The 14,650-nt window shown below is 38.6% G+C and carries 14 protein-coding genes and 1 other annotated feature; of the genes, 11 read left to right on the top strand and 3 right to left on the bottom strand.

Going from position 1 to position 14,650, the window contains the following annotated elements; translation table 11 throughout:
• Positions 1–173: 173 nt before the first annotated feature.
• Positions 174–1,886 carry a SulP family inorganic anion transporter gene (locus LMF89_RS23430; RefSeq protein ID WP_229537216.1) on the bottom strand — a complete coding sequence of 571 codons (1,713 nt, stop codon included), beginning with the start codon at positions 1,884–1,886 and terminating at the stop codon, positions 174–176.
• Between the two features lie 208 nt (positions 1,887–2,094).
• Between LMF89_RS23430 and LMF89_RS23425 the strand changes: the two genes are divergently transcribed.
• The 5 genes from LMF89_RS23425 to LMF89_RS23405 all read left to right on the top strand — a co-directional run bounded on the left by LMF89_RS23425 (position 2,095) and on the right by LMF89_RS23405 (position 6,136).
• Positions 2,095–2,430, top strand: coding sequence for an ArsR/SmtB family transcription factor (locus LMF89_RS23425; RefSeq protein WP_229537215.1), 336 nt, complete (start codon positions 2,095–2,097; stop codon positions 2,428–2,430).
• A 172-nt stretch (positions 2,431–2,602) separates the two neighbouring features.
• Positions 2,603–3,778, top strand: a complete 1,176-nt coding sequence (locus LMF89_RS23420) for an MFS transporter (RefSeq protein WP_229537214.1) — start codon at positions 2,603–2,605, stop codon at positions 3,776–3,778.
• Positions 3,779–3,872: 94 nt separating this feature from the next.
• Positions 3,873–4,238 carry a hypothetical protein gene (locus tag LMF89_RS23415; protein ID WP_007956966.1) on the top strand — a complete coding sequence of 122 codons (366 nt, stop codon included), beginning with the start codon at positions 3,873–3,875 and terminating at the stop codon, positions 4,236–4,238.
• Positions 4,239–4,529: 291 nt separating this feature from the next.
• A complete protein-coding gene (locus LMF89_RS23410) occupies positions 4,530–4,952 on the top strand; it encodes a 2-thiouracil desulfurase family protein (RefSeq protein WP_369412705.1) in 423 nt (140 codons plus the stop codon).
• A 215-nt stretch (positions 4,953–5,167) separates the two neighbouring features.
• On the top strand, positions 5,168–6,136 hold the full coding sequence (locus LMF89_RS23405) for a Gfo/Idh/MocA family protein (RefSeq protein ID WP_229537212.1): 969 nt from the start codon (positions 5,168–5,170) through the stop codon (positions 6,134–6,136).
• Between the two features lie 237 nt (positions 6,137–6,373).
• On the opposite strand, the gene LMF89_RS23400 is transcribed toward LMF89_RS23405, so the two are convergent.
• Positions 6,374–6,820, bottom strand: a complete 447-nt coding sequence (locus LMF89_RS23400) for a MarR family winged helix-turn-helix transcriptional regulator (protein ID WP_229537210.1) — start codon at positions 6,818–6,820, stop codon at positions 6,374–6,376.
• A 501-nt stretch (positions 6,821–7,321) separates the two neighbouring features.
• Here LMF89_RS23400 and LMF89_RS25995 point away from each other — a divergent pair.
• From LMF89_RS25995 to LMF89_RS23390, 3 genes are all read left to right on the top strand, one after another.
• The gene (locus tag LMF89_RS25995) at positions 7,322–7,453 is read left to right on the top strand and encodes a hypothetical protein (RefSeq protein WP_255711609.1); all 132 of its coding nucleotides are present in this window, start codon (positions 7,322–7,324) and stop codon (positions 7,451–7,453) included.
• A gap of 343 nt (positions 7,454–7,796) precedes the next feature.
• Positions 7,797–8,549: a hypothetical protein gene (locus tag LMF89_RS23395; protein WP_229537209.1), complete on the top strand. Its 753-nt coding sequence runs from the start codon at positions 7,797–7,799 to the stop codon at positions 8,547–8,549.
• 278 nt (positions 8,550–8,827) lie between these two features.
• Entirely contained in the window at positions 8,828–9,214 is a 387-nt protein-coding gene (locus tag LMF89_RS23390; protein ID WP_229537207.1) for a secondary thiamine-phosphate synthase enzyme YjbQ, read from the top strand.
• 279 nt (positions 9,215–9,493) lie between these two features.
• Here the strand turns inward: LMF89_RS23390 and LMF89_RS23385 are convergent, their stop codons facing one another.
• Positions 9,494–10,894 (bottom strand): sodium:solute symporter family protein, encoded by a 1,401-nt coding sequence (locus LMF89_RS23385; protein ID WP_229537205.1) that lies wholly within the window; start codon positions 10,892–10,894, stop codon positions 9,494–9,496.
• Positions 10,895–11,045: 151 nt separating this feature from the next.
• Positions 11,046–11,252 (bottom strand) — a binding site (T-box leader).
• Positions 11,253–11,502: 250 nt separating this feature from the next.
• On the opposite strand from LMF89_RS23385, the gene LMF89_RS23380 reads away from it, so the two are divergent.
• The 3 genes from LMF89_RS23380 (at position 11,503) to LMF89_RS23370 (ending at position 14,524) form a co-directional block, all read left to right on the top strand.
• Positions 11,503–12,036: a GrpB family protein gene (locus LMF89_RS23380; RefSeq protein ID WP_229537204.1), complete on the top strand. Its 534-nt coding sequence runs from the start codon at positions 11,503–11,505 to the stop codon at positions 12,034–12,036.
• A 155-nt stretch (positions 12,037–12,191) separates the two neighbouring features.
• The gene (locus LMF89_RS23375; protein ID WP_229537203.1) at positions 12,192–13,181 is read left to right on the top strand and encodes an NADH:flavin oxidoreductase; all 990 of its coding nucleotides are present in this window, start codon (positions 12,192–12,194) and stop codon (positions 13,179–13,181) included.
• Between the two features lie 350 nt (positions 13,182–13,531).
• Positions 13,532–14,524, top strand: a complete 993-nt coding sequence (locus LMF89_RS23370) for a beta-ketoacyl-ACP synthase III (RefSeq protein ID WP_229537202.1) — start codon at positions 13,532–13,534, stop codon at positions 14,522–14,524.
• Positions 14,525–14,650 lie beyond the last annotated feature (126 nt).

Here is a 14,650-nt window from a genome sequence, read left to right as displayed (position 1 = left end):
CGGCTCCTTGAAGTAGCTCCAATAATTTTTTCCGTTGTTCTCTACGTTCAGGGGTAATTTTTCTTCTTGCCATAATAAAAACCTCCAAGTTGATGTCTCTATTTTACACCAACTTGGAGGTTTACACAGATTTCGGGATAGTCTCAGTTCTTCATTCGATTTTATTACTACAGTTACTTTCTAGCCAGTACGCATTCGTTTCCATTTATTTTCTGGCAGGTTTTGCAATGAGTTTTATTAATCTGCTCTAATGCGTAAGCGATAGCATTATTGGTGTGAGGAAAGAAATGGTCTTGTCCAATCTGATCATAAAGACCAGTTTTTTTCATTTTTTTCTCCGGTTGTTCATTTAAACCCGAAATCAAGACGGTGATGCCTTTTTTCTGGATATTTTCTACGATCATGCGTAAATGATTTTCTCCCGTAATGTCCATAATTGGAACTCGGCTCATGCGTAATATAATAATTTTAGGGTCATAATGGATCGTACTCATGATGCTTTCCGAAAACATTTGGGCTGCGCCAAAGAATAAAGGACCTTCAATGCTAAAAATGCTAATTTGGGAACAATCATAGGTATGAAGTGCATTTTGGTCTGCGATATCGATTAAATGGTTTTCATGATCGGGTACAACTTGTGTTACGACCATGATTTCACTCATTCGTTTGACGAACAGCATCATGGTAAGTAATAAACCGATTTCCACAGCTACCGTTAAGTTTGCAAATACGGTAAGGAAGAAGGTAATAAGTAAGACTCCGGTACTTAAGGATTTGACTTTTGCAATACCAATAAAGGCTTGATGCTGACTCATATTATAAGAAACAACCATTAAAACAGGGGCCATGCTTGCTAGTGGAATAAGACCTGCATAGGGCGCAAGAGCGAGCATCGTAAGGAGTACGAAGACGGCAGAAATTACAACAGAATATCGTGTTGCCGCGCCAGATTTAATATTGGTTGCTGTACGGGCAATAGCACCTGTAGCTGGGATTCCACCAAATAAGGGAATTACTATATTGGCGATACCTTGTCCTACTAATTCGCGATTGCTGTTATGATGTGTACCTGTCAGACCATCGGCGACAACGGCAGATAGTAAAGACTCAATGGCACCTAATATGGCTATTGTCAGAGCTGGCTGAAGCAGCAGCTGCACTTTTTCTAGTGTAATGTCAGGAAATTGCATATGAGGTAAATCGCTGGGGATTCCACCGAAGGCAGAAGCTATAGTAATTACATCATTTGGAAAGAAAAAAGTTGCGATCATTGTCGATAGGATGAGTCCAACTAGAGAACCAGGTACTTTTGGTAAAAAACGAGGTGTAATGAGAATTACTACTAAGCAAATGACTGCAGTTAATGTGCTATAAGGATTAATCGTATGGAAGTGGGCTATGATCTCCTGCATATTAAATAAAAAGCTTTCATGACGTTCAAGGCCAGTTAAACCAAAGAAGTTAGAAATCTGGCCGGCAAAAATGTTGACAGCAATACCGGCTGTAAATCCGATGGTAACAGAGCGGGGAATGAACTTAATCAGAGATCCCATATCTAAAAGTCCCATGAAAACCAGTATAATTCCGGATAAGAATCCAGCAATCAGAAGGTTCTCAAATCCATAGGTGAGTACAATGGAGAGCAAGATGGGAATGAAAGCACCGGTTGGACCAGCAACTTGATATCTGCTTCCACCAAATAGAGCAACTAGGCAAGCTGCAATAATTGTGGTATAAATACCATTTTCAGGATTTGCGCCAGAAGCAATTGCGAAGGCCATGGCTAAGGGCAGAGAAATCACACCTACCGTCAGACCTGCTAATAAATCTTTCTTAAAAAATCTAGTAAAATAACGTTTTAGTGGTACTCTAATAGCGCGTGTCATGTAAATCCCCTTTCAGTCCGAAAAACAATATGTTCATTATTATACACCTCTATGCAAAAAATGTGAAACATTATTATATTGAAATATAGATAGATACATAGTATCATATATTCAATTAATACTATATAGTTATCTTTGAATATGAATCACAAAGTTATTATTATGAAATGTGGACAAATGAGGTTCTGGTGTAGAAGGAGTAGACAGTATGAATAGAGAAATCCAAGAGTTTAAGGCTGATTTTTTTAAAGCTTTATCTCATCCATTGCGAATTAATATTTTAGAGATCCTATGTGATGGCGATAAGAACGTCAATGAGCTGCAGTCCCTATGTGGTGTTGGAGGAGCCGTTATTTCCCAGCAATTAGCGATTCTTCGCAATAAAAACATTGTTAAAACCCGTAAAGATGGAACAAGAGTATCGTATTCACTGCAAGATCCCATGATTCGAGAGCTGCTGGTGATAGCACGTCAAATTTTTAATAATCATCTGGTTAATACCATTAGTAAGTTTGATCGTCTTCAGATGGAATCAAAGCCTTAACGTTTAAAATTAATACGTAATAAGGGGTAAGTTTGGTGTATAATTAGGAAGGAAGATAGGCAAGAAAGAATCCTGCAAAGTACTTAACTTTGCAGGATTGAATATTTCATAGTAAGAAGGGTGCTATCCTTCATTTCATATAAGATATCACGTTGACTAAAAGGGGTTATTCATGGCTAATTCATTTCAGATTTTTAAGGACCAACAATTTCAAAGTATTGCAATTTCTCACTTCAATACAATTCTTGGTACTTCCTTACTTGTTCCTGTATTACCAGTTTTTTTGCACAATAGCGGATTAAGTGAGACGCAAATTGGGCTTATTATGGGCGCTACGGCAATGAGTTCCCTTATTATAAGGCCGTGGATTGGTTTTCAAGTGGATACTAAAGGCAGCCGTCCAGTGATTCTGCTTGGACAAATCGTACTTATTTTATCAACTGTTGGTTATTGGTGGGCGACAAGTTTTTTGGGTTTTTTTGTTTTACGATTCCTTTACGGTATTGGGCAGGCTTTTTATGGTACAGGAGCAGTTACCTTTGCCAGCAGTATCGGATCAGGAGAAAGTAACTCCAACTCGATTGCCATGTATACGTTAACTACCATGTGTGGTCTTGGTCTTAGCATGAGCATGGCTCAGGTAGCTTTTGATAATTTTGGATTCAATACACTTGTTGGCATTAGTGTTATTCTAATCGGGATTGCTTTTAATGTGATGAAGTGGCATTCCCAGCCAATTCAGTTAGCTGCGAGAAATGTTGTTCGAGCACCATTTATGGATGTACTGAAATCCAATGTTGTTTGTGCGTCGACTCTTTCTCAGTTTGCAGCAAGTTTTGCTTTTAGTGCAGCTCTAACCTTTATCCCACTTGCTGCCATTGATAAGGGGGTTGATTTTTACTCTCTTTTCTTTATTGCTTTTGCCATCTCAGTGGTTTTTTCCCGTCTTTTCGTACAAAAGATAAGCCATATCTTAGGGCTCTTAAATGCAACACTATATGCGAGTATCACAATGTTGCTCGGTATCTTGCTGTTATTGATTACCATTTCGCCTATTATGCTGGTTCTTTCAGGACTTCTGTTTGGGCTAGGATTTGGTGTTGTTTATCCCACCTTGGTTTTACTTTTAGTAGAGCGAATCCAGCAAACGAATCGAGGTACCGCTCTAGGTATTATGATTGCAGCTGGTGATATTGGAACTGCTCTTTCTGCCGCCATATTGGGCGGTGTAGCTGAACATCTGGGATATTTCGTTTTATTTTCAACGACGGCGTTACTATTGGCAATATGTACCTACTATTTTTATTCAATATTGGTTAGAAGTGATGACAAGATTAGTGATAATTGATGATAATGTATTATGGAATGAATCCTTAATTTAAAATACATAAAGCTTTCATACAACGGGAAAATTAGAATAAGTGCGAGGAGGTGTAATGTATATGAATTTTTTGAAAATGTTCAGCAAAAGCTCTCTCTTGTTATTGTTGGCCGGTGGTATTGTTCTAGCTTTGCTGTCGGATCGCCGCAATCTACGGTCTGGTGCAGTGAAGGTGACTAAAGGGGCTTTAATTGCCAAAGACGAAGTGAAAAACGCAGCAGCAAAAGTGAGTGCCAGAGCTTCTGATTTTGTAGAAGAAGCGCGTCAAGTTCGAGGTGTTTCACCTTGTCGTGGTGCAGTGGCTAGAGAAAAAGGGCACCGGATAGCCGTTGCTACGACTGCCAAGATATTGACATTGAAAGAAGCGGCACAAGCTGAATTTAAAAGTATTGTTGATGAGGCGAAAAGACGTCGTGCTATTCGCTAAAGGTAGATCTTATATGTTCTTGAGAGCCGTGAAATAATGATGTAACTGTAGAAGCACAGAATATGCTGAGAGATTTTTATTTCTCAGTATTCTGTGCTTCTGCGCTAAAGATCTTTTAAGCTTCGTAATCTTCGAGTCTTCGTGGTTCAAGGGTTTTATTTTTATTAGGATGCGTTAGCATTTTTCTTACAATAGTAACTTCTACACGGTTTAGACCATGCAGGAATTTTTCATTATAATAGGGAATAGTAAACTTAGGTACGAATTTAGATGAAAAGGATCATGATAGGAATGATAATCGTAAGTGCTTGTTTAGCAGGTGTCGAATGTAGATATAATGGTTCGTCATACTCTGTTCCACAAATTGTAGAAATGGTAATACAAGGTAAGGCTATACCAATCTGTCCTGAAATACTTGCTGGGTTGCCAACTCCTCGTCCTCCAGTAGAGCAATTTGAAGGAAAGATCATCTCTTTAAATGGTGATGATCAGACAGCTCCATATAGGGCAGGTGCCAAAATGGGCTTAGAAATCGCAGTAGTGAGTGGGTGCCAAAAAGCGATACTGAAATCGAAGTCGCCTACTTGCGGCGCAGGGTGGATATATGATGGTACATTTTCGGGAAATTTGATTTCTGGTGATGGTATCTTTGCCAAAATGCTCAAAGATAAAGGCATAGAAGTCTGTACAGAAGAAATATACTGCAAAGGTTAAGATTCAATCGAAAATGCCAAATTTGATGGGAGTAGTCCTTTTCAACTGTGCTTTCTTATAAAAACTCCTGCAAAGCGTGCAGGAGTTTTGCATTGTATTGTGAAAATAGTATAAATTGGAAGAATATAAAAGTGGTCATTTAAATTGATATGCATAGAAAAGAAGCAGCAATGTGGTAAGAAATTCGTTAGAAAAATCTTTTTTGAGGTGAGCATATGACTACATTAAAATGGGGAATTTTAGGTCCTGGGGCAATCGCCTTGGATTTTGCAAAAGCAATCAGGGAAGTGAATGGCAGTATCTATGCAGTAGGCGCAAGAAATCTTGAAAAAGCAAAGGCCTTTGCAAGTATTTATCATATTGAAAAGGTCTATGGCAATTATGAAGAAATGCTGAATGATCCTGGAATTGATGTAGTTTATATCGCAACGCCGCATAGTAATCATTATGAATTTATAATGAAGAGCCTCCATAACAATAAGCATGTATTTTGTGAAAAGGCTATTACTTTGAATAGCAGGCAATTAAGAGAAATTGTTGCTACAGCAGAGCAAAAGAGTTTAGTCGTTGCAGAAGCTATGACTGTGTATCACATGCCATTATTAAAAAAGCTGCGTCATATTGTTACCTCAGGGCAAATTGGCACACTTAAAATGATTCAGGTATCTTTTGGAAGTTGCAAAGAATACGATGTTACCAATCGATTCTTTAGTAAAGAATTGGCAGGGGGCGCACTTCTTGATATTGGCACGTATGCTTTGTCTTTCGCCAGATACTTCCTTTCCAGCCAACCCTACGAGGTACTGACTACTGCGAAAAAGTTCGAAACGGGTGTAGATGAGCAGTCAGGTATCCTGCTTAAAAACTCCAAGGATGAAATGGCAGTGATTTCTCTAACGATGAGAGCAAAAATGCCAAAACGAGGTGTTATAGCAGGAGAATTAGGATTTATTACAATCGATAATTTTCCAAGAGCATCGGAGGCTACGATACACTATCTAGACGGAAAAGTGGAAGTGATAGAAGCTGGTGAGACCCAGAAAGCATTGGTATATGAAGTGGAAGACATGAATCAATGCATCTTGAACAAAGCTAAAATGGATACCGTAGAATTATCCATGGATGTCATGGAAATCATGGATGAAGTTCGATCTCGATGGGGAATACGATATCCCTTTGAATAAAGCATTATTACTATCTCGTCAATTACGAAGCAATTCTTAACAAGAGGGGATTGCTTCACTCTGTTCGCAATTGACAAAAGAACGTGTCAGAGTTTTTTATGAACCACAAAGGCACAATGCCGCTGAGGCGGCACACAAAGGAGTGCACAAAAAATATAAATAAAACCCTTTGTGTCCTTTGCGTCTTTGTGGTTCGACTCGTTTTATCTGTTTTAAGGACGCGTAGTAATGTTCTTATTAAGGAACTAATGCCTCTAGTTTTGAAAGTAATTTAACTAGCACAGCCAGATCGGTTTCTCCCAAATAGTCTTTAACAGAGGCTTGGGCTTTATCCCAGAGCTGCGATGCACTGTTTGTGGTGGTTGTTCCTTTTGGGGTCATCACTACTTGTCTGGTTCTGGGGTCTTGGCCAGGAGTGATTGTTATTAAGCCATGATCTACTAATGGTTTCATGTTCCGATTCAATGTTGTTCGATCAATGCGCATGACGTTAGCCAATTCGCTGATTGTGATCGGCTCGACTTGTTTAAGATGCTTTAATAAGGATAATTGACTAATGGTAACTCCGCTAGGTTGTAGAATCTTATCATAAAAATGGGTAACAGCTCTAGAGGCTCGCCTAATATTCAAGCAGTTGCAAGGGCTGGGATTTTTAGGATGATGATGTTCATTATTATTTTTCATTAGATGGTCACCTTTCTTATGGAATATGCAGCGTTTATTCGTGTGTATATGCACATATGGTGATTTTATTGTAAAGGGAATGAGGTAGCCTGTCAACAAGCAAAAAGGTGATAAGGAAGATATATAATTTTACTCTTGACATACAAAATGAAATAGTATATATTGTAAAAAAGCTGATCAAAGAAAATTGAAGGCAAAAAGTTCTAACAGAACTTTTTGCCTATTTTATTTATACGTTCTAGAGGATAAAGTTCACCAATCTGTCACTAGCAATCACAGCTTAGCAATCCTTTAGATTGCTTCACTCTGTTCTCAATGATAAAAAAATAAGCTCATAGGTAGGTTCCACGTTATGCCTCCTTTGCATCTTTATAGTTCGATTTGCTATATATGTTAAAGAATAGGTTATTATTTCTCTTGTTTAGTAAAAAAAATCGGAAAACTATACCTTTCGGTAGAGGTAATCATTCTCAAAATGATTTATGCTAATATTAGGAAGAAATGGGAGAAGAACAAATCAAAAGGAAATTAGGTGATTGGATGAATATTCATGAATTACATCAAATTAAAAATGTAGCACTCCTTGTTGGAGTTATATATCTTTTAAAGTTATTAGGGATTGTAGAAGCATAAGAAAGGTACTAAAAAAGTGCTACACCAAGAGCTGCTCTATTTGAGAGCTCTTGGTGTAGCACTTTATAATACTATCGTAGTATATTTTTTAATCATCATGCGTATACACTATTAGAGTTGGAATTTAAACTTCGCCTGCAGTGGAGTTTACTTTAACATAAAGGAGTTACTGATGGAAATACGCAGAGGAATGTTATTTGGGGCTTTCTTTTTTTTACGGTATTGTTAGCTGGAAAAAATAATCAGCGAGTCATCGGATAAAATGATTTCAATTATTACCATTCCCCCTTATAATAGAAATAAAAAATACATATACAAGTCATTTTAAAAGGAGGAATATAATATGAGTACTGCAATAAAGATTTTTATTGTAATGATATGTATTCTTTCTGGAATTTCTCCAATAGCCTTAGCGAAGCAGACCGAATGGAAAGAGAACGCTTACGACTTCACAAAAGTGAAAACTATTCTAATTATGGATACTGAATTTATTTATGATGGATTTGATATTAGTGGCAAGAATCAGTTTCATAACTATCCGGATGTGCAAATAAAGATCGAGGATATGTTGGCGAGTAGATGGGAAAAGGTAACTGGATTTCACTATGTCACTTTGCCTTATATTATAGAAAGAATAAAGGCTGATCCTAATACTCCAGTAGATGCTGTAATAGGGCCTGATATGTCGGGAGATCTAATTAAAGCAATACCAAAGTATGCCGATCTTGTACTATTTACAGAAGTTCATGATTTTGGCTGGTTCTATGAACATTATGATGCGTATTATTCAACGGAGACTGTTATTGACAGAGTTCGATATGGAGGAGTAACAGCAGATGGAAAGGCGTATTCTGGCTGGATGGAAGTTCCAAGATCCGTTGTTGTTCACTATGATGCTGGTTATCGAATTTACGATAGCGCCGACCTGCGATTTCGAATTGTTGATGCTCGCACTTGGAAAGATGTATGGAAGTATTCAGATAGAAGAGACCGTATATCCAGCGCTTTTGGAAAAGAATACGATCGTTCTGGCCCGGAATCAGTAATGAAGCGTATTTTAAATGTAGCTTTTGATAAAATGCCTTTTAAAAAATAAAACATTTTGAACCGCGAAGATGTGAAGAATATGAAGAAGTTGAAATAGCCATACGACCTTTCTAATAAGTATAGAAAGTTTTATAGGCGGAAAAAGATGAGATTTTGTGAAACACAAAGGCACAATGCCGCTAGTGCAGCACACAAAGGAGTGCACAAAAAAATATAAATAAAACCCTTTTTGTCCTTTGCGTTTTTGTGGTTCGATTCGTTTTATATGTTTTTAAAAATATGTTAATATTTTTCTTACAGAGTTATGAGATTATATGGAGGTTTACTATGCTGAAAGAATTTACGATTCACACTCCGCGTAAGGGATTTATCGATATTACTAGTCAGGTGGCAGATCTATTGAGACAAAATCAGGGCGAGAAGAATTTGTGCCAAGTTTTTGTCTCTCACACGACGGCAGGAGTAACGATTAATGAGAATGCTGATCCTGATGTGATAAAGGATATGCTGCTCGCACTCAATCATATGGTACCGGAACTGGATTATCAGCATAGTGAAGGGAATTCTCGTGCTCATGTGAAAGCGTCTATGATTGGGTCATCCGTTACCATTCCCATACTGAATGGAAGTCTGCATCTGGGAACTTGGCAGGGGATTTATTTTTGCGAATTTGATGGTCCGCGAAAACGAAAGGTTTGTGTAACGATCTTGTAGCATAATATTATTCTATAAGCAGCTTAATTCTTACTTAGGAATATGTATTGAAAATAAAAAACGCCTGCAGGAATTCTCGTATGTAGAATCCTTGCAGGCGTTTTTTATAAGATAAGAATTTATAAGTTTAAGGGAACGTTGAACGCAGAGGACACAGAGTTCGCAGAGAACACAGAGGTTTTTAACCTTATCTATTTTTTCTCAGTGTTCTCTGCACCTCTGCGGTTCGGTTTACTTTCTATGTTTTAAAGGGCGCGTAGCATTTTCTTATTGCTTTTATTAGGCGCATTCGGAGGCTGTAATAACCTTTGAATCCAGTAGATACGTTAATAAGAAGGTGCCGACACAAGCAATCCATTCCAGATAAATCACGTGAGGGAGGATGCGGACAGAAGGAACGGTCTGCCAGAGGATTAAAACCACTAAGCTTACCATAATGGTATAAAATGCAGCGTTTCTGCGGCAAAGAGAGGGGGCGAATAAGGTAAAGAGAACAATTACACTAAAGGAAGCCGTTAAGCTAAGACCAATCATAAGGGTAGTGATAATACCGCTAATGGTCATAGCGAGAATCAGGGTTAATAACCCTAAAATGAGTACGGATGCCTTTGTGACAACCAGAAACGTTTTATCGCTCAGATCAGGATTAATAAACTTTTTGTAAATGTCTTGGGAAAACAAGGTTGCTGAGCTGAGTAGCAGACTACAAGCTGTGGATACGTCAGCTGCCCATAAAGCTGCTAACGTAATCCCTGCCAATACAGGGTTCAATGACATGATGGTCATTGGAAGGGCCATAGCAGGACTTACATCGGGAAACATGGTTTTTGCGATGATGCCCAGTAGTGCACTGACAAAACCAATGGGCAGCATCATCAAGCCGCCAATCACAAAACCACGGCGAGCTGTTTGAACGTCTTTGGCTCCCAAAGAGATCTGAATGATGCTCTGTAAAGATAAGTTGACAGTTACTAATACGAGTATCCAGGTGATAATACCGGTGATACCTACACCGTCAAAGAAGCTGAGATAAGGTACATTTGCAGGCAGCTGAGCTTCAATGTTTTTAAGACCACCTGCATGTGTTACGCTGACAATTGTAGCTAAGATAATACCAATGTATTTTAATGATACGTTTAAAAGATTGGAAAGACTAGCTGACCACATGCCTCCAGTCATCGTAACACTAATAAATACGACGGCGCTTGTAAGCATGCCGGTAGTTAGTGTAAAGATTTCAGGCATTAAAGCACAAAGGATACTGCCGCCTGCCAGGTATTGAAGCGACATAACGACTAGTTGAATGAGTATTTGACAGGCGATACCTGCGATCATACCTTTTTTATCATAGTATCTGCCTAAAAGTTCGGGTATCGTGGTGATATTAAGCTGGCGATATTTTTTGGCAACCAACATTCCCATGGTGATGGCTCCAAGACCCCAAGCCGTTGTATACCAGCCTGCAGAGAGGCCGACTTTATAAGCTTGTTCTGCCACACCAATGGTTGACGCTCCGCCAACGGCAAGACCTACAATGGATACGGTAATCAGTGGGGTTGTAAGCTGTCTGCCTGCCAGGATATAATTGGTGGCACTGCCAGCAGACCGCCGTCGAGCAAAATAACTAATAATAAAGAGCAGCAGAATGTATATGCATACAATTAGAAATGGAATATTCATGTGTGTAAACCTCCTTAAGGTATAGAGTATTTTTCATCTATTTTCTTTTATGCCAGCTATAAAAGAAAAAACGCCCCTCTAAAAAAGAGGGACGATAGTGACCGTGGTACCACCCAAATTTGATCTTAGACAAAATAAAAAGCGATACCGTATAAGGGACGAATCACCGCGGTACCACCCTAGTTCGATCATAAGATCAGCTCTATATCTGTAACGTAGACAATACGGCAAGACCTACTGTGTTTTTCAGCCTGCAGTTCGGGAAGGAACTTCATTGTGTATTTTCAACTAGTTTACACCAGCCACTAGCTCTCTGCATGAAAAGGGCACAATTACTTTTTTCCGTCATCACCAATATCGTATATAGTATTGTTACGATTATAATGTTTTCACATACGATTGTCAATACCCAATGTACTGCTGTTTTCAGATTTCAATGTTTTTTTAGTATTAACCTTCAAACTGTATCTTTTCATTAGAGAAATCTTGGAGAAACTTCTGCAAAATATATCTTAACTTTGCAGGAGTTTTGTTATTTAATGGCAAACATATCATAAAAGGTAATATTTGGTAAATTTAACAATGGCTATTAATTTGGAGGAGATCATATGAAAAATGCAATGAAAGTTATGGAATGTGACTGGGATTGGGGACAAGCTTTCGAGAAAGAAAAAAAGAATATACGGATGATCCTTGGCTCTCATGCAGTCGCTATTGAGCATGTAGGGAGCACAGCGATTCCTCAGCAAGAAGCAAAATCGGTAATCGCTATCTTGATTGGTGTTGTACCTTTTAGGGGATTTGGCTTTTATCAATCGATGTTTAGTTTAAAGGACTATAGCTATATGCAAATCGATATGAATGATCGATATTTGTTTAAAAAATATGAGAATGGCATTTGGACACATAACTTGCATATTCTTCCTTACGATGATGATTTTTATTTGCGCAATGAATTTTTGCTGCGTGATTATTTGCGTGATCATCCTGAGCTCGCTTTTGAATATGGTAAAGTTGAAAAGTGTTTTAATAAAAGGAATGGTGGCAATATTGCAAAATTTACCTGTTCAAAAATTGGGTTTATACAAAAGATAATTGATGCTGCCAGAAGAGAAAAGGGGTTAGCCTTACAACATGTTTGAATATTTATATAAAAAATTAGAAAGCAGATTTGCATTATTTCAGTATATAAATAGATACTATAGCACATATAAGTGTGTACTTGCGATTTAATGTGATAGTATATATAATATTGGATATATATTGTAAATAACATACAGAAATGGGGTATGCATGTATGAGTAAAGTTTCCGACGAAATCATAATAAGAGGAAAGAAAATAAAAAATCGAATTGTTATGCCGCCGATGATGTGTTTTTCTTTTACAGGCGACGATGGAGGTATGTATGGTGAGCAGTATGTTGATCACTATACCAAAAGAGCAAAAGGCGGTACAGGCTTGATCATTGTGCAAGCAACTCCTGTTGCAGGTGCGGCAGAGCAGCTTGGAGTTTGGAGTGACGAACAGATGAAGCCCCTGGAAAAGATCGCCCAAAACTGCCATAGCTATGGTTCTACTGTAATGATGCAGCTTTCTTGTGGAGATGTGGACGTCAATGAATTATCACCAGAACAGATTCATAAGATGCAAAGTGACTGTATTGCAGCTGCTGCAAAGGCAATACAAGCAGGATTTGATGGTGTTGAATATCACTTTGCCCATGGGTATACGTTATGTAGATTTTTAGACCCAACCTTCAACAAAAGAAAAGATAACTATGGCGGTGCTTTAGAAAATCGAATGCGCTTTCTAATGGAGATAATAGATCAGATTCGTGATACTGTTGGCGAAGATTCCATCGTTAGCGTTCGTATGGGAGGTAATATCCCTGACGTAGCAGGAGCAATTGACGTTGCCAAGGCTTTCGAGGAATTAGGGATTGATCTCCTTCATGTTTCTTTTGGTATGAAAGAGCCTGCGGGTGATGTTCCTGCTGACTTTAAATGCAGTACGATTGTATTCAACGGCAGCGAGATTAAAAAGCATGTTACGATTCCCGTTATTGCCGTATCAGAAATCTTTACTGGTGAGCAGGCAAATTTCCTAATTGAAAATGACTATGTGGATTTTGCAGCAATAGGCAGAGGGATCTATGCTGATGAAAACTGGGCAAACAAGGTTCTTGCAAAGGAGCCTATCCAGCAGTGTCGCAACTGTGGCGGATCAATAAGAAAATGCTTGTGGTTTACTGACCACACCAAATGCCCTGCAAAGAAGATTAGCTGATTGATGTAGATATTTAAAGACGGAGGTATAAGTATGTAAAAATCGTTGTTCTTAATGGCAGTCCTCGTAAGCAAACAAAGGGAAATAGTGGCGGAAGCCAGGCGAATGGGTGCCTGGCTTGCCGAATAAAAAGTTAAGCAAAATTTAATAAAAGAGCAAAATTGGATGGCACCAGGTATCCTATGATACCTGGTGCCATTTTACGACTAATTATTTCACCAGTTTGGAAATTGCTGTAAGTGATATATTAAAAAATGTTGCCTGGTATTAATACCAGGTGCTATAATGAAAGACAGAACTAGCAATTTTAAGAGTAACCTAAGAGTTTTAAACAAGGGGAGGGCTATGAAATGAATGATAAATGCGTTGGTATTATTGGACTAGGGTCTTATGTGCCTCAAAGGATCATGACGAATAAAGACCTGGAACAAATAATGGATACTTCTGACCGATGGATTGTCGAGCGTACAGGGATTCATGAACGGCGTGTTGCGGCAGAGAATGAATCTACGTCAGATTTAGCTACTAAAGCAGCCCAAAAGGCATTAGAGGATGCTAAAATTTCTGCAGCAGAAATAGACTTAATTATCGTAGCAACGGCGTCACCGGATATGGCGTTTCCGGCAACTGCATGTGTAGTGCAGGAGAATATCAAAGCGATAAACGCTGCTGCCTTTGATATTTCTGCAGTTTGTTCCGGTTTTCTATATGCCCTGATAACCGGCAGTCAATTTATTAAAGCAGGTATGTATCGTAAAGTCTTAGTAATTGGTGCAGAAACCTTATCTCGATTTACGGATTGGAGCGATCGCAATACGGGGATGCTGTTTGGTGATGGAGCAGGAGCTGCTGTACTAGGTGAGACACCAGAAGGCTATGGTATCCTAGGAGTGGATTTAGGGGCAGATGGCAGTGGTGCAGAACTTCTGAAAATACCGGCTGGTGGTTCACGTCATCCTGCAACAGTAGAAACGATATTGCAGAAACAGCATTTTATTCATATGAACGGAAACGAGGTTTTTAAATTTGCTGTCAAGGTAATGGGGGAAACCACTCTCAAGGCCTTGAAGAATGCAAATCTTACTGAGAATGACATCACATATCTTGTGCCTCACCAAGCAAATATTCGCATCATTCGATCAGCAGCGAAAAGGCTTGGTCTGCCAATGGGAAAAGTGGTGGTAAATATTAATAAGTATGGAAACACTTCTGCAGCTTCAATACCAATCGCTCTTGATGAGGCTGTAAAATCAGGGGTAATTAAATCGGGTGATATTGTTGCGTTAGCAGGATTTGGCGGAGGATTAACCTGGGCGTCCAGCGTTATGAAATGGTGCAAATAAAAATATGCTGACGAAATAAAGTACAATTTGCAGTTATTTTCTTATAGAATCAGAGTTTATAAGTTTTTTTGTAAGCATAGAAAGTATAAGTTTTTAGGTGCGGAAAAGGTGAGATATTATGAACCA

The sequence above is a fragment of the Pelosinus baikalensis genome (assembly GCF_020819555.1).
Lineage (GTDB): Bacteria > Bacillota > Negativicutes > DSM-13327 > DSM-13327 > Pelosinus > Pelosinus baikalensis.
This window is presented reverse-complemented; position numbering and strand designations above follow the sequence as displayed.

Bases quoted from the DNA above. Each gene is read 5' to 3' on its own strand.
- LMF89_RS23400 (WP_229537210.1), bottom strand. From the start codon at position 6,820: ATGAAAAATAATAATGAACATCATCATCCTAAAAATCCCAGCCCTTGC.
- LMF89_RS23370 (WP_229537202.1), top strand. From the start codon at position 13,532: ATGAATGATAAATGCGTTGGTATTATTGGACTAGGGTCTTATGTGCCT.
- LMF89_RS25995 (WP_255711609.1), top strand. From the start codon at position 7,322: ATGGGAGAAGAACAAATCAAAAGGAAATTAGGTGATTGGATGAATATT.
- LMF89_RS23420 (WP_229537214.1), top strand. From the start codon at position 2,603: ATGGCTAATTCATTTCAGATTTTTAAGGACCAACAATTTCAAAGTATT.
- LMF89_RS23415 (WP_007956966.1), top strand. From the start codon at position 3,873: ATGAATTTTTTGAAAATGTTCAGCAAAAGCTCTCTCTTGTTATTGTTG.
- LMF89_RS23430 (WP_229537216.1), bottom strand. From the start codon at position 1,886: ATGACACGCGCTATTAGAGTACCACTAAAACGTTATTTTACTAGATTT.
- LMF89_RS23390 (WP_229537207.1), top strand. From the start codon at position 8,828: ATGCTGAAAGAATTTACGATTCACACTCCGCGTAAGGGATTTATCGAT.
- LMF89_RS23410 (WP_369412705.1), top strand. From the start codon at position 4,530: ATGATAATCGTAAGTGCTTGTTTAGCAGGTGTCGAATGTAGATATAAT.
- LMF89_RS23425 (WP_229537215.1), top strand. From the start codon at position 2,095: ATGAATAGAGAAATCCAAGAGTTTAAGGCTGATTTTTTTAAAGCTTTA.
- LMF89_RS23405 (WP_229537212.1), top strand. From the start codon at position 5,168: ATGACTACATTAAAATGGGGAATTTTAGGTCCTGGGGCAATCGCCTTG.
- LMF89_RS23375 (WP_229537203.1), top strand. From the start codon at position 12,192: ATGAGTAAAGTTTCCGACGAAATCATAATAAGAGGAAAGAAAATAAAA.
- LMF89_RS23395 (WP_229537209.1), top strand. From the start codon at position 7,797: ATGAGTACTGCAATAAAGATTTTTATTGTAATGATATGTATTCTTTCT.
- LMF89_RS23380 (WP_229537204.1), top strand. From the start codon at position 11,503: ATGAAAAATGCAATGAAAGTTATGGAATGTGACTGGGATTGGGGACAA.
- LMF89_RS23385 (WP_229537205.1), bottom strand. From the start codon at position 10,894: ATGAATATTCCATTTCTAATTGTATGCATATACATTCTGCTGCTCTTT.